Below are 14850 nucleotides of genomic sequence, written 5' to 3'. Positions count from 1 at the left end.
CCTATTTCTTTCCTTCATTTTGGTTTGTAGGATTTCCTTGAGTCGGTTGTCGTTTCAAGACTAAATCATCTGCCTTGATAAACCAATTAACGGTGGTTCCTTCCCGAAAAACATAATTAGCGACCGTATCCACGATAGGATTGACTATCTCTACCTCTGTGTCATAAGCAAACTCGCGTAAGGGTACATTGGCCGGGATACTAACTTGAATCATTCGACCTTGCGCGGAGGATTTCAAATTATAAGTTCGTTCTTTTACCTCGTTACTAACCGTTCCATCCTCATTTTGCTTCCGTACTTCTCGACGTAATGCAGAAAAGCGCAACTTCCCAAATGTTAGTCCTGAATCTACAACAATACCTTCTGTTAATCTCATCTTCTTTTCCTCCTATGCTTTCACTAAATCATCGACATACAACACGTAATCGGTAAACCCACGATTCTCAATCTCATAGCCTTTGGCAACCAAGTGGGGATTCACGGCTTTTATCGGTTGGTCTTGGTCAAAATCCTTTTCGCCGGCTTCCGCAGCTACTACCACTTCAATATCATCGGCCCGTTGCTTACTGGAATACAAATGGTAACTACGACCAATTACTGTGGTATTCCGTCCATATCCTTCTGTTAAAACTTCGCCTTCGCCGGCATAACTTATCTTTCCAAAGGTTTCAGCCATATCTGGCACAACAAATTTCAATTCCATCTTCTTTTCCTCTTTTCATTGTTAGTTTTGGATACAAAAATAGCGCGACCACTTTTTTAGGAGGCGGTCGCGCACGTTGTTTCTTATAATTTACTTGTTTCATCTCATCACCTTAGTTCCGGCGATTCCAGAAATAATAACCCGCCGTCGCAAAGATCAAAGTAAAGCCAACGAACAGTAACACATTGGAACTTTTCTCCCCAGTTTGTGGGAATGTCTTCACTGTAGGACTAGATTCTTGAGAGTCACTTGGAACAGTTGGTGTTTCCGGTTGTTCCGGTGTACTTGGTGTGGTTGGCACTTTTTTTGGCGTTAAGGTTTGGGATTTTTCTTTCAAATCTTCATTGTGTTTTCCATTGATATTCCCATCTTTATCGTAATTGATTTCCGCAAAAGTAAACTTGGTTCCTTCTGGATACTTTCCGGTGTCTACTTTTTCTGCAAGCACGGTTTTGGTAAATTCTTTGTCATTCACTTCGTAATCAATTTTTTCAGATTTCCAAATTTCTTTGTTCGTGCCATCTGGTAATAAGGCGTACAGAATTGTTTCAAAAGCTTCTTTTGAGCCATCCAGTACATCATGGGTAATCGATACATCATCAAACATATCCACCACGTCACCATGAGTAAAGGTCTGAGAACCGTCTTCTAAGTGCGCTTTTGTTTGGATGAAAACATGACGTTCCACTGTGCAATTGACAGTTTGAGCTTGATTATTCAAACTAGCATCCTTCGCTACTGGCTCGTCACCTGCTTCAAAGGCTTCCTTGTTTTTATAGACATAGTTGAACAAAACAATGGTTTTATCCAAAACTTGCTCGGCGGTTAATTTATGCAGAATTTCCCAAGTTCCTGTTTTTTCTTTGTTAGCCAAGGTGGCCGTTGTTTCGGCAATTACCACTGGTTTGGCTTTTTCATCTTTTTCTTGGGCAGCTTTTGTGGCTTCCACATCAATGGCTTGCGCTACCACATACCAGTCTTCTTTGATTTCATGCAAGTTATAACTCAACTTATCAACTAGCTCGGTAGAATCAAGGGTAGTCAATTCTTTGTCTCCATCTTTCCAAGTCGCAAGGGAAGTCAAGCTATCTTCTTCCTCGGGTAAATCATAGAGCATTAAACGGTTCAAACTAACAGAAAATGCTTTGTTCGTCAGTTTCTCGTAAGGAACGGTCACCGTTTTAATTGGTTGTTTTTGACCTTGTTCGGTAATGGTAAAGACATACTCACTCTTCGCGTAATCCTCTTTATTTTCTTTAAAAGTAGAATGAATTTCTAATGGTGTAATCTTTTGAAATCCTTCTGGCGCTTCTACTTCTTCAAGTAAATAATCCCCATAAGGAAGATTTTCAAACTTGCCATAGCCATCAAAACCTAGTTGCTCGTTATGAGCTGTGGTCGCTTCATCTTCAGCGCCTGTAATCTCATTCGTTCCTTCCAATGGTGACACTTTAAAGGTTAGATCATTGAAGCCAGTTTCGGCAGTGCCAGCGGCTGATCCGGCAAATTTGAAGAAATCAAAGCCAAAGCGAATCACTTGTTCTTTTGCCGTAACATCTCGGGTAATCACGGCTTTTTTTTCGCTATCATCCACCTTTTTGATGGATACAGGATACTTCGTTTCATCCAAGGTATATCCTTCAGGTGCTTTGGTTTCTTGCCAGTAATACTCGTTGATGGCTAAGTGTTTAACCGCAACTTGATTCTTTTCGTCTAAAGTCAAAGTTATCGTTTCGTCAGAAGCTTTCGTTCCCTTCACTAATTCTGGTTTAAAGTCCTCACTCCATTTAACCGCTTTTCCATCCTTAGCAGTAAACAAGGTGTATTCAGCACCCTCAAAGACTGCCTTGCCTTGTGTTTTATCCCCAGTGTCTTTGTCTTCTTTCGTCAAAGTGGTTTCTCCAGTAATTTCTTGGTTTTGTCCTTTTACGTTACTGGTAACGAGGGCCACGGTTTGATTGGCATACTTCAATTCGACTTTTACAGGTTTGAAAGTATTCACGAAACCATTAGATGCTTTGGTTTCTGTCACGTAGTAAGTTCCCAATTCCAACGCGTTAGCAATCTCTTTTGGTGTTTCCGCATGGCCTTTTTCATCCGTGGTCATTTCTTGAACAATTTCACCAGTGGGACTGTCCTTGCGAATAGCAAACGTGTTTCCAGCTAAAGAGTAATTGTCGTTCCAAAGATCACTTCCTGTTTCAATCCCGGTTTTATCCAGAATGATTTGACCTTTTTCTCGCGTATTTTTTGAAGTCACTGAAATGGTCTCGCCCGCTTTAATCGTAGCAGTCATAGGTGTGGTATCAATCGTATAAGGCGCCGGCACTGATTTTTCAGTAATGGTTACCTTTGTACCATGGGGAATCCCATCCAATGTCGCAATGCCTTCTTTATCGGTAGTCACGTCTTTCGCAGACAAAGTTTTCCCAAAGTCTAAATGGAAAACCGTTCCCGGTACAACATCACCTGATTCTTTATCGACTTTTTTAATCTTTAAAGAACCCTCCGTTTCCACATCAATTTTGATCGTGTAAGTGTTCGGTTTATCAATTGCCCCGGCCATCAAGGTTTGTTGACCAGCCATCTTATAAGCAACCGGTGTTCCAGTTCCAGCAGATTTCTTAAGCGTCAGCACACCATTTTCTTTAGAATTGGCATTCGGTGTGATGACCAATTGATTGCCATTGACACGATAATCAATGTTTGCAGTATTTTCCACAACCTCATCGAATTCTGACAAATTCAAATTATTTGTATCCGTTACAGTAGTCGATTGACCTAACATAGTTTTAGCTGTGCTATTATGGAAACTTGGTTTCTTCTGATAATCGGCAATAGCTTGATTAATTTTTGCCTCAATGGCTGCGATATTTACGGTACTACCATCCGATCGTTTGATTGAGTGGAGGGTATACCCATTCACTTCTTGCCAGATCATCTTCTGTGCCACAATATGGGTATCTACATCTGTACCGGCTTTCTTCCATAAAACGGAAACTAGTTTCGCTTTCTCCGACATATCAGGCAATGGATTTTTTTCATAACCTGGAGTGAATTCATTGTAAATTGGCACTCCTGGTTCAATACAGAAAATATCTTGTTTTACACCGTTGTACACCGCATAATGTGGAACAGTGACTTCTGACATTGGACGGCCGTCACTAAAGGTTCCTTCGACAGCATACTGATGTGCCAAATCAAGCTCTACGGTTACCGTTTGTGGATGTGTGATTTCATCGGCTAAAACAATCGTAGGACCAATCGCTCCGCCAATTGTTTGTCCTAATAGAGCCAAAGTCACAAATAATCGCCAATTTTTAAATCTCAGCTTTTTCATATAATTAATCTCCTTTCCCATTTGGGCAATAAAAAAGAGACATCCACCTCTGAATGTCTCGAATGTTTAAAACTATTCTTTTCAAAAATTATCAGATACCGTATATCAAAAACTCCAAAGAGACTCTTCCTATATAGGCATACTGAATAATGCGATCCGTATTTGGGATATCTTTTCCGTTCTCGTATTTGTCCATTGACCATTTTGTAATAGGCGGTGAAAAAAACTTTCCAAAGGCTTCTCTTTCTAAACGATAATCCCTTCGAATCTTCCTGAATCTTAGTCCCATTCGGAAAGGATCCAACTTTTCAAATTGGTTAATCGTATTTCCCCTTTTCAACATCTTGCAAAAAGTCTCCCCATACAAAATATAAGGGACAGTCACTTTCCCAAGATAGGCAACATTCATTAATCTTTCAATATCAGGAATGTTCGCACCCTTTTCCCATCTATTCACAACATTCTTACCTGCTAGTCGAGTAAAGTTCTTACCAAATTTTTCCAGTGTCTCACCTCGATTTTTCCGAATCTCTTGGATTCGTTTTCCCATCGATATTTTATCGACGATGGGTAATTTAAACGAACCGTCAACTTGTTTTATATCCATCAAAATTTCTTTACCATCGTTAGAGAGGAATACAGCAATTTTTTGTTGCATTTCCTTCGATGGTTTTCTCTTTCCGTTTAAAACATAACTAAGTGATACTTCACTAGTCCCTACTTTAGTAGCCAACTCTTTATTGAGTAACTTGTTCATGTCTCTGTATGCAATTAGTTGATCAATAAGAAGCCCAACTCTATTCTTCTCATCTTTTAATAGAGTTTCTACATTCAGAATTTTACTTAGTGTATCATCTACATCTTTTGGAATTTTCCTTGTTCCTTTTTCATACTTGACTAAAGCACTTTGCGAAATCCCCGCTAAGTCGGCTAGATTCTTTTGAGACATTTTTTTCTCTTTCCTTAAAGATTTAAGAAATTCTCCACTTATATTTTCAGACATGAAAAAAGCACCTCCTATGAGATGCTTTCATCATACGCTGACGGTTAAAAACCTTCAAGGAAAATATTCCATTTTTGTTAATTTCAATACTACCGTGACAACCGTATGACAGTTTAAACTTTTTTAAACGGGTAAATCACGAATTTCGCACCACTCGAAAAGATTGATTTAATAGGATTTTCCGTTGGAAACAAGCTATTTCGCGTTATCCTGGTCATCCATTTTCAGAACAGCCATGAAGGCTTCCTGAGGGACTTCGACACTACCGATTTGTTTCATTCGTTTCTTACCTTCTTTTTGTTTTTCAAGAAGCTTACGCTTACGAGAAACATCCCCACCGTAACATTTTGCTAAGACGTTTTTACGCAAAGCTTTAATGTCCGAACGAGCCACGATTTTTTGGCCAATTGCAGCCTGGATTGGGACTTCGAATTGTTGTCTTGGAATCAGTTTTTTCAGCTTTTCAACGATTGCTTTTCCACGTTCGTAGGCAAAGTCACGATGGACGATAAAGCCAAGTGCATCGACTTTCTCACCATTTAATAAGATGTCCATTTTCACTAGCTTGCTCTTTTGATAACCTGACATTTCATAATCAAGAGAGGCATAACCTTTCGTACTTGATTTTAATTTATCAAAGAAATCAAACACGATTTCAGACAATGGAATGTTATAAACAACATTCACACGATAATCATCTAGATAATCCATTGTAATAAATTCACCACGTTTGCGTTGCGACAATTCCATAACTGCGCCAACAAACTCATTAGGAACCATGATTTGTGCTTTTACAAAAGGTTCTTCAACATCTTGAATAGTGACAGGTTCTGGAAAGTCAGCCGGATTATCTACAACAATCGTTGAACCGTCTGTCTTGTTCACATGATAAATTACAGATGGTGCCGTTGTAATTAATTCTAAATTAAATTCACGTTCCAATCGTTCTTGCACTACATCCATGTGCAGCAATCCTAAAAAGCCACAACGGAATCCAAAGCCAAGTGCTTGTGACGTCTCTGGCTCGAATTGTAACGCAGCATCGTTTAATTGCAGTTTTTCCAATGCTTCACGTAAATCATTATAACGAGAAGTTTCTATCGGGTACAAACCACAATAAACCATTGGATTCATTTTACGATAACCTGGAAGAGCTTCCTCAGCTGGATTGTCAGCAAGTGTAACTGTATCCCCAACACGTGTATCTTGCACAGTTTTGATGCTGGCAGTAATGTAACCTACATCGCCGACCATCAAATAATCTCTGGCAACTGCTTTCGGTGAAAAGACACCAACTTCTGTTACATCAAAAGTTTTCCCATTACTCATCATTTGAATTTTATCACCAGGTTTTACTACTCCGTCAGTGATCCGAACATTTAGAACGACACCACGATAACTGTCGTAAACAGAGTCAAAAATCAATGCTTTCAGCGGTGCTTCTAAGTTACCAGTCGGTGCAGGAACGTATTCTACGATTTGTTCAAGAATATCTTCAATCCCAATTCCAGCTTTCGCGCTAGCTAGTAAAGCTTCACTGGCATCAATTCCGATTACATCTTCGATTTCTTTACGCACGCGTTCTGGATCTGCCGCAGGTAAATCAATTTTATTGATAACTGGTAAAATTTCCAAATCGTTATCTAAAGCTAAATAAACATTGGCTAATGTTTGTGCTTCAATCCCTTGCGCTGCATCCACGACCAACACTGCCCCTTCACAGGCAGCCAAGCTACGTGAAACTTCATAGGTGAAGTCGACGTGTCCTGGTGTGTCGATTAAATGGAAAATATATGTTTCTCCATTTTTTGCTGTATAGTTTAATTCAACTGCATTAAGTTTTATCGTGATACCACGTTCACGTTCGAGATCCATTGAGTCTAACAGCTGATCTTGCATTTCACGAGACGTCACAGTGTGCGTCATTTCTAAAATACGATCGGCCAACGTTGATTTTCCATGGTCGATGTGAGCAATAATCGAGAAATTACGAATTTGCTCTTGGCGGTGCTTCATTTTATTTATATCCATAGCGTCTCCTCTTTTCATTTAATCAGCACTTTCCATTATACCAACGAAATACAGGAATTTAAAGCCTTTTTCATTAGTGACCGTTTAGAAGTTTTTTTTCCTAAGTTTTGTTATACTTAAATCAATCAAATAAATGGAGATGAAAGAATGGATCAAAAAGATTTCAGAGAAAATCTTGAGTTAAAATCAGTTACGGAGGAAAACGTAGATCAATTTAACGAATTGTTGTCCTATGTTTTTCAAGTAACAGAGTCTGATATTGAGGAAAGTGGATTTGAAAGTAAACGAGAATTCATCAAATCAAAACGCCCTATCTTAGAACTATCCGAAGTATTTGGTTGGTTCTATGATAACCAATTGATTTCACAAATCGCTATCTACCCTTGTGAAGTCAACATTCATGGTACGCCTTATTTAATGGGTGGTGTCACAGGAGTCGGTACTTATCCAGAGTATGCGAACCACGGTTTAATGCAAGACTTGATTGTCGTTGCTTTAGATAATATGAGAAAAAAGAAACAATGGATTTCTTATCTTTACCCTTATAATATTCCGTATTATCGTCGTAAAGGTTGGGAAATCATGTCAGATAAACTTTCCTTTAAAATACGTGATACACAATTGCCTAAACAAGTTCCCGTTAACGGAATGGTTGAACGCTTACCAGTGGATCACGAAGATGTTTATGCTGTCTATGAAAAATTTGCACGTCAAAATCATGGCGCACTTTTTCGCAGTGGTTTTCACTGGGAAGAATATTGGCGCTTTGAAAATGAAGAAGAACGAACGGCTGCTGTCTACTATGGAGCCAATCAAGAACCACTTGGTGTCTTGTTCTATTGGGTTGCAGAAGAAGTATTTCATGTAAAAGAAATGTTTTATTTGAATCAAGAAGCACGCAACGGTCTATGGAATTTCATTTCTGCACATTTCTCTATGATTTATTGGGTAAAAGGTGACATTTATAAAAATGAACCACTGGCTTTCTTACTTGAAGACAGCCAAATTACGGAACAAATCGAACCTTACTTTATGGCAAGAATCGTTGATGTCAAAGAATTTTTACAAAAATTTCCTTTTGCTAGCACAGCAAAACCATTTCATTTCGTTTTGACAGATCCGATTGTACCTTGGAATAACGGCGTCTTTGGTTTGATTTGGGATGAAGAAGATCAAGTACAAATTCTTAATGAACCAATTGGTGAAGCTGTTTACTTGGATATCCAAACTTTGACTTGTTTGATGATGAATTATCGCCGAGCTGCGTACCTTTCTCGAATCGAACGAATCATAACTGATAAAGAAACTTTACGGTCACTTGAGCGAATCATTCCAGATACAGAAGCTTACTTTAGTGACTATTTCTAAAATATAAAATAAAGGATGAATACACAATGAACATTTATTTTGCTGGACCTATGTTCGCTAAAAGCGACCTTTTATATAACGCTAATCTTGTTGCTCAAATTCGTGAGATCTCACCAAAAATTACTGTTTATTTACCACAAGAAAATGAAGCAATCAATGACAAAACAGCTTACGCAGACAGTCAAATGATTGCATTGGCAGACACCGAAAAAGTCTTGGAAAGCCAATTGATGGTTGCTTTACTCGATGGATTAACGATTGATGCTGGAGTGGCATCTGAAATTGGTGTTGCTTATGCAAAAGGAATCCCTGTGATTGGTTTATACACAGATACTCGTCAACAAGGTGGAACACACCCTAAAAAAATTGCTGCTTTACAAGAAGTTGCAGAAAACCAATTTCATTATCTAAATCTTTATACTGTTGGGTTGATCAAATTGAATGGTGAAGTGGTCGCTTCAGAAACCGAATTATTGAAAAAAATTGAAGAATATTTATCTGAGGGGGCATCTCAATGATTATTAATGAGTTAAAAAAAGTACAAACTGCCCTACTGGCTTTTGGGGTATTTGTTGTTGGCTACAATATTTTTGAATTTGTTACGCAAAAATATTCTACTACGCAAGGAATCACATTTATCGTCGAGTCCTTAGCTGGTATCGTTTTGATTTTCTTACCACAAATTATTTTCAAACTATTTAAAATAAGAATTCCTGCTGCTATTGTTTTGTTTTATTGGTTTTTCCTTTTCATTTCTGTCTTTTTAGGAACAGGGTTACACTTGATTAGTATCATTCCTTTTTGGGACAAGATTCTTCATGCAGTTAGTCCAATGGTTCTGACAGCGTTAGGTTATGGTTTGATTGGTTATTTAATGAAAGATGCGCCGATTGAAAAAACCAGTCCTTGGTTATTTTTATTATTTGGTTTTGCTTTTGCTGGAACGTGTGGCGTTTTTTGGGAATTCTGGGAGTTCCTTTGCGATCAATTTTTAGGAATGAATTTACAAAGATTTGCAGCTTCAAATGGAACTTTATTTATTGGTCGAGCTGCGCTGATGGACACAATGGGTGATTTGTTTACGAATACAATGGGTGCCTTGTTCATGGGAATCTTTGCTTGGACGAACAGCCGAAAAAATTTGGCTTACTTCAAAAGTTATCGTTTAGAAAAAGCGAAGAAATAAATACTAACTTGCTTATTTGCACTGATGCCATAAAAAAACACTTCAATCGAAATGATTGAAGTGTTTTTTTCATTCATTTATTCTTCTTCTGGCAATTCTTCTGTTGAAAATTGGAGTTTCCCAGCAAGAAAATCAATCGTAACTTTTGATTTTGGTAAAACATGACCTGCAACGATTTCTTTTGCTAAAGGTGTTTCCACTTCTTTCGTAATAAAACGTTTCAATGGACGTGCCCCGTAAGCTGGCTCGTAGGCAGTTTCTGCAATCCAAGTTCTTGCTGCTTCGCTGATTTCTAATTGAATCTCTTGATGTTCTAAACGACGAGCTAATTGAGCAACCATCTTGTTAACGATTCCCTTAACATTTTCCAAACTCAATGGTGTAAATAAAATCGTATCGTCAATTCTGTTCAAGAATTCTGGTTTAAAGTTTCCACGCAAAATGGTACGTACTTGTTCTTCCACTGCTTCTGGAATTGTTCCTTCTGCTGTTACACCTTCTAACAATAATTGTGAGCCAATGTTACTTGTCATAATCAACACAGTATTTTTAAAGTCGACCACTCGTCCTTTGGAATCTGTCAAGCGCCCATCATCTAACACTTGTAATAAAATATTAAAGACATCTGGGTGTGCTTTTTCGATTTCATCAAGTAAAACAATCGTATATGGATTGCGGCGAACAGCTTCAGTTAATTGACCGCCTTCTTCATAACCAACATAGCCTGGAGGAGCTCCAACTAACCGTGATACTGAATGTTTCTCCATGTATTCACTCATGTCAATTCGAACCATATGATCTTCAGAATCAAATAAGTTTTCTGCCAATGCTTTAGCTAACTCAGTCTTCCCTACCCCAGTTGGACCTAAGAATAAGAATGAGCCAAGTGGACGATTTGGATCTTGCAATCCAGCACGCGAACGAATAACTGCATCGCTTACGGCATCAACTGCTTCATCTTGCCCAATAACACGTTTATGCAATGTTTCATTTAGCTTGATTAGTTTTTCGCGTTCCCCTTCAACTAACTTAGTTACTGGAATACCTGTCAATCGACCGACAACTTGAGCAATTTCATTTTCAGTCACAGATTCTTGAACCATTTTGATATCATCATTTTTTGCTTTTGCTTCTAATTCTTTTAATTCTTTTTCTAGTTGAGGAATCGTTCCATGACGTAAGACAGCTGCACGTTCTAAATCATAATTATTTTCCGCATCTTCTAACTCATGTTTGGCTTTTTCGATTTCCGCACGCTTCGTTGAAACAGTATTGACTTCTTCTTTTTCTGTTTCCCATTGCATCTTCATTGCATTTGCTTCTTCACGTAAATCAGCTAGTTCTTCTTGTAGATTTTTCAAACGCTTTTTACTTGCATCATCTGATTCTTTTTTCAATGCTGCCTCTTCGATTTCTAATTGCATTAATCGACGAGTCACTTGGTCAAGTTCCGTAGGCATCGAATTCATTTCGACACGAATCGTAGCACTTGCTTCATCAATCAAATCGATTGCTTTATCTGGTAGAAAACGATCTGTTATATAACGATCTGATAAAGTAGCAGCTGCAACTAAAGCATTATCATGGATATTGACCCCATGGTGAATTTCAAATCGTTCTTTCAATCCACGTAAAATACTAATGGTATCTTCAACAGTTGGTTCCTTAACCAGTACTTTTTGGAAACGACGTTCCAAAGCTTTATCTTTTTCCATATATTGACGATATTCATCCAAAGTTGTTGCACCAATCAAATGCAATTCGCCACGAGCAAGCATTGGTTTTAGTAAATTTCCAGCATCCATACTGCCTTCTGTTTTACCAGCACCCACGATATTATGGATTTCATCAATAAATAGGATAATTCTGCCTTCACTTTTTGTTACTTCTTTCAAAACAGCTTTCAATCGTTCTTCAAACTCACCACGGAATTTTGCACCCGCAATCAATGCCCCCATATCTAATGAAAAAATAGTTTTATCTTTCAAGTTTTCTGGAACATCTTTGCGAACGATTCGCTGTGCTAATCCTTCGACAATCGCTGTTTTACCAACCCCAGGTTCCCCAATCAAAACAGGATTATTCTTTGTTTTTCGTGAAAGAATTCGAACGACATCTCGAATTTCTTCATCACGTCCAATAATCGGATCCATTTTGCCACTACGGACTTGTTGCACTAAGTCAACACCGTATTTTTCTAATGCTTTGTATTGTTCTTCTTGATTTTTTGAGGTCACTTTTTCCCCTCCTCGCATATCTTCAATATTTTTTCGAAGTTCTTTTTCTGTAATTCCTTGTTTAACTAAATAAGTTGTTAAAGGATAATGTTTTAATTTCATCAATGCTAGGATAACGATTTCTGTTGATAAAAATTCATCTCCAAAGCTTTCTTTTAATTGGTCTGCTTCATTTAACAAGCTAAATAAATTTTGGCTTAAATTTTGACCATACTGAATATTTCCACCTGAAACACTTGGATATTCATCTAGTAATCGGTCAACTTCGCGTTCAAATTGATCAACATCAACTCCCGCGTCCGTATAGAAATTTCGTCCAAAATGACTTGGTTGTAAAAAAATTTTCCAAAGATGCGCAATATCAATTTCTTGATGTTTTCGCGTCACAGCAACTTGCTGCGCTTCTGCAATCGCTTCTTGAAGCGTAGTTGTCATTTTTTCAATATTCATATAAACTACCTCCTATATTGAAAGTTCAAGGATGATCGTTTCTTACCTATCAATCCTACAAGAAAAATTATACTCTTTTGGTCAACATTGGTCAAAAAATAAACTCTGACATTCCAAAAAAAAATCTAAAAGTAAAAGAACAATTACTTCTGTTCTTCACTTCTAGATTTTTTACATTTCTTCTCGGCTAGACTCGCTGACTTTTTCTCGTCTAACTTCACTGATTTCTTTTTTGATAACTGCACGTCGCTCAACGAGGACATAGAACATGCCATAAATAAATGGTAAGACAAATGAACTAAAGCGATACAATAATAACGAAGATACCGCATCAACTGTTCCGACAAGTGGGCGGAACAATAACAAATAGACAAATTCAAAAGAACCGATACCACCTGGAGTTGGCAACACCCCCGCTAAAACCACAGCAAAACTAACAAAAGAAAAAGTTAGTAAGAAGTCCACTGATGGGTGATTCTCAACTAAAGTCAGATAAGGAATGATGTACCAGAAGAGTAATTTGACTAAATTCCAAAAATAGATCCAGCCCAGTGCTGTTCGATCTTTTACGATTGTCTGCACTGTTTCGCGTAACGAATAAATTTGGATATTCCAATTATCAACTAGTGCTCGTGTCTTGTTTCGTTTACACAGTCGATTAGCTATTTTTACAAAAAATACTTGAACATTGATACTCATTGATAAAACTAACAAGGCACTCACAATAACAATTGTTAAAATGATCCCTGCTAAAATAAAAGGAATCATTTTTGGCGCTTTTGTATAAAACAATGAAAACTGAATCAGTAAACCAATTATCGCGTACGTAATTACCGCCATCTTGTACATAATCATGTGTAAAGCTGTTACCCCTACGCCTTGCGAAAACCTCATTCCTTTTTTGTTATAAAAGTAGACTTCAGAAATCAGGGTTCCTGTACCAAAAGAAACAATTCGATAAAATGCAACGTAGCAGGAAGTCCAAAAGCCATCCTTTGTTGAAAACTCTGGAGCAAAAGGTTTCGCAATTTCTTTAATGGAACGGCCTTCCGCGATCTGGTAAATCGTTCCCAGCAAAAGAACACCAAGCAATACAACAAGACTTGTTGATAATAATTCTGCTAAAATATCCGCTAAAGAATGCTGAATCAAATAGTAAATGATACCGAGAATCAACAAGAATAATAGCAAGTTTAAAAATAATTTCGTTTTTGTTCGTTTATTCGACATCCGTTACTCCTTAATGGAAAAAATAAATCAAAATCACATCAACAATCACGCCGACAGTAAAGCCAATCGTGAATTTTTTCTTTAATGTCTTGTGGTGAAAAACTTTGCGAGCAATCAATCCACCTAGACCACCGCCAAGCAGGCTAACAAAAATCAAATTGCTCTCAGGAACGCGCCATGCACCAACTCTTGCTTGGTGTTTATCATAGCCCATCAGACAAAACAAATACAAATTAACAATAATCAAATAGAACCATAAAGGGTTGTGTATCAAAACTTCCATCTTTTCTCCTTTTCAAATCGTACTTTTTAAGATTACCCTAAACTACTATTGAATGTAAAGACTATTTATTTTTTGGTACATAAACAACCAACCCTTTTGGTATTACTGTCATTTTAATTGGTAGATTATCTGTCGTTTCTCCATCTGTTCGAGTGCCCACTTTCTTTTCACTGGCCAGTCGCAATTCACTTGTTGTATAGTAATCAATTCCCGGAACAGTATAAAATTTTCCTCGTAGAATACGAGGTAAGTAAAAGACGTAAGAAAAGAAGTTCAATTTTGGAATGATTGTTACATGGAATTTCCCATCATCAGGACTTGCTAAATCATCAAAATTTGTATACCCACCTACTGAGTTCGTCATGGTAACAGTTAGTAGCTGAGCTTTTTGCTCCCACTTTTTATCATCCGTTTGAATCGTTAAACGATAGCGACGTTTTTGCACGACCAATTTAATGAATCGTTTAGCAAATGCCCAAGGCCCAAATTTTTGCTTTTCTTCTTGGCTCACACGCATTGCTGTATCAGCCAGTAACCCAACCGTTAACGTTGAAATAATGACTGAATCATTGACTGTTCCATAATCTATGGCTTTCGTCTGTGCAGTTAAAATGGCATCTGCTGCTGCCTTTTTTTCTAAAGGAATTTCCAATACGCGAGCAAGATTGTTCACCGTGCCTCCTGGCAACAAACCAATGTGATAATTTTCAATCGTCTTTTGAAAGGCTTTAACGATATGATGAATCGTTCCATCTCCGCCAATGATAATCAACGTATCTGCATCAAAAGATTCAGCTTTTTCAATCAGCGTTTCATCACGAATTTCAGGTCCTGTTTGAGTTAATTGAATCTCTAAGTCTGGTTGCTTATTCTTCGCATATTGTTGAAACCATTTAGCCAACTTCTCTCCTTCATCTTTTCCTGAACTTTTGTTATAAAATACTAGTAATTTTTTCATAGTTATCGCCACCTTCTACCCTATTTTACTTTTTTTTGCCAAAAATGAAAAAAATTGAGAT

At 37.7% G+C, this 14850-nt stretch carries 12 protein-coding genes; 3 read left to right on the top strand and 9 right to left on the bottom strand.

Annotated features, from left to right (window positions below; translation table 11 throughout):
• Nucleotide 1 precedes the first annotated feature (1 nt).
• From IGJ76_RS05790 to lepA, 5 genes are all read right to left on the bottom strand, one after another.
• Nucleotides 2-376 carry a YdcP family protein gene (locus IGJ76_RS05790; protein ID WP_227326734.1) on the bottom strand — a complete coding sequence of 125 codons (375 nt, stop codon included), beginning with the start codon at nt 374-376 and terminating at the stop codon, nt 2-4.
• A gap of 12 nt (nt 377-388) precedes the next feature.
• Nucleotides 389-703, bottom strand: a complete 315-nt coding sequence (locus IGJ76_RS05785; RefSeq protein WP_311801636.1) for a YdcP family protein — start codon at nt 701-703, stop codon at nt 389-391.
• Between the two features lie 112 nt (nt 704-815).
• Complete coding sequence (gene fss3, locus IGJ76_RS05780) at nt 816-4043, bottom strand: fibrinogen-binding MSCRAMM adhesin Fss3 (RefSeq protein ID WP_311801635.1); 3228 nt, start codon at nt 4041-4043, stop codon at nt 816-818.
• Between the two features lie 91 nt (nt 4044-4134).
• On the bottom strand, nt 4135-5046 hold the full coding sequence (locus IGJ76_RS05775; protein WP_430596815.1) for a helix-turn-helix domain-containing protein: 912 nt from the start codon (nt 5044-5046) through the stop codon (nt 4135-4137).
• 195 nt (nt 5047-5241) lie between these two features.
• On the bottom strand, nt 5242-7077 hold the full coding sequence (lepA, locus tag IGJ76_RS05770) for a translation elongation factor 4 (protein WP_430596814.1): 1836 nt from the start codon (nt 7075-7077) through the stop codon (nt 5242-5244).
• A gap of 147 nt (nt 7078-7224) precedes the next feature.
• Between lepA and IGJ76_RS05765 the strand changes: the two genes are divergently transcribed.
• From IGJ76_RS05765 to IGJ76_RS05755, 3 genes are read left to right on the top strand one after another with little or no spacing between them, the layout of a single operon-like run.
• Nucleotides 7225-8445, top strand: coding sequence for a GNAT family N-acetyltransferase (locus IGJ76_RS05765; protein ID WP_430596813.1), 1221 nt, complete (start codon nt 7225-7227; stop codon nt 8443-8445).
• A 26-nt stretch (nt 8446-8471) separates the two neighbouring features.
• Nucleotides 8472-8963 (top strand): nucleoside 2-deoxyribosyltransferase, encoded by a 492-nt coding sequence (locus IGJ76_RS05760; RefSeq protein ID WP_067481806.1) that lies wholly within the window; start codon nt 8472-8474, stop codon nt 8961-8963.
• Nucleotides 8960-9631, top strand: a complete 672-nt coding sequence (locus IGJ76_RS05755) for a hypothetical protein (RefSeq protein WP_071868440.1) — start codon at nt 8960-8962, stop codon at nt 9629-9631. Before IGJ76_RS05760 ends, IGJ76_RS05755 begins: the two co-directional genes overlap by 4 nt.
• Nucleotides 9632-9708: 77 nt before the next feature.
• On the opposite strand, the gene clpB is transcribed toward IGJ76_RS05755, so the two are convergent.
• The 4 genes from clpB to IGJ76_RS05735 form a co-directional block, all read right to left on the bottom strand.
• Nucleotides 9709-12318, bottom strand: coding sequence for an ATP-dependent chaperone ClpB (gene clpB, locus IGJ76_RS05750; RefSeq protein WP_430596812.1), 2610 nt, complete (start codon nt 12316-12318; stop codon nt 9709-9711).
• A gap of 171 nt (nt 12319-12489) precedes the next feature.
• The gene (locus tag IGJ76_RS05745; RefSeq protein WP_071868442.1) at nt 12490-13548 is read right to left on the bottom strand and encodes a lysylphosphatidylglycerol synthase transmembrane domain-containing protein; all 1059 of its coding nucleotides are present in this window, start codon (nt 13546-13548) and stop codon (nt 12490-12492) included.
• A 10-nt stretch (nt 13549-13558) separates the two neighbouring features.
• On the bottom strand, nt 13559-13831 hold the full coding sequence (locus IGJ76_RS05740) for a DUF1294 domain-containing protein (RefSeq protein ID WP_067481798.1): 273 nt from the start codon (nt 13829-13831) through the stop codon (nt 13559-13561).
• A 61-nt stretch (nt 13832-13892) separates the two neighbouring features.
• Nucleotides 13893-14789 (bottom strand): diacylglycerol/lipid kinase family protein, encoded by an 897-nt coding sequence (locus IGJ76_RS05735; RefSeq protein ID WP_430596811.1) that lies wholly within the window; start codon nt 14787-14789, stop codon nt 13893-13895.
• Between the last annotated feature and the right edge of the window lie 61 nt (nt 14790-14850).

Origin of the sequence: Enterococcus sp. DIV0175, from assembly GCF_050529075.1 — a bacterium.
GTDB lineage: Bacteria > Bacillota > Bacilli > Lactobacillales > Enterococcaceae > Enterococcus_B > Enterococcus_B thailandicus.
This window is presented reverse-complemented; position numbering and strand designations above follow the sequence as displayed.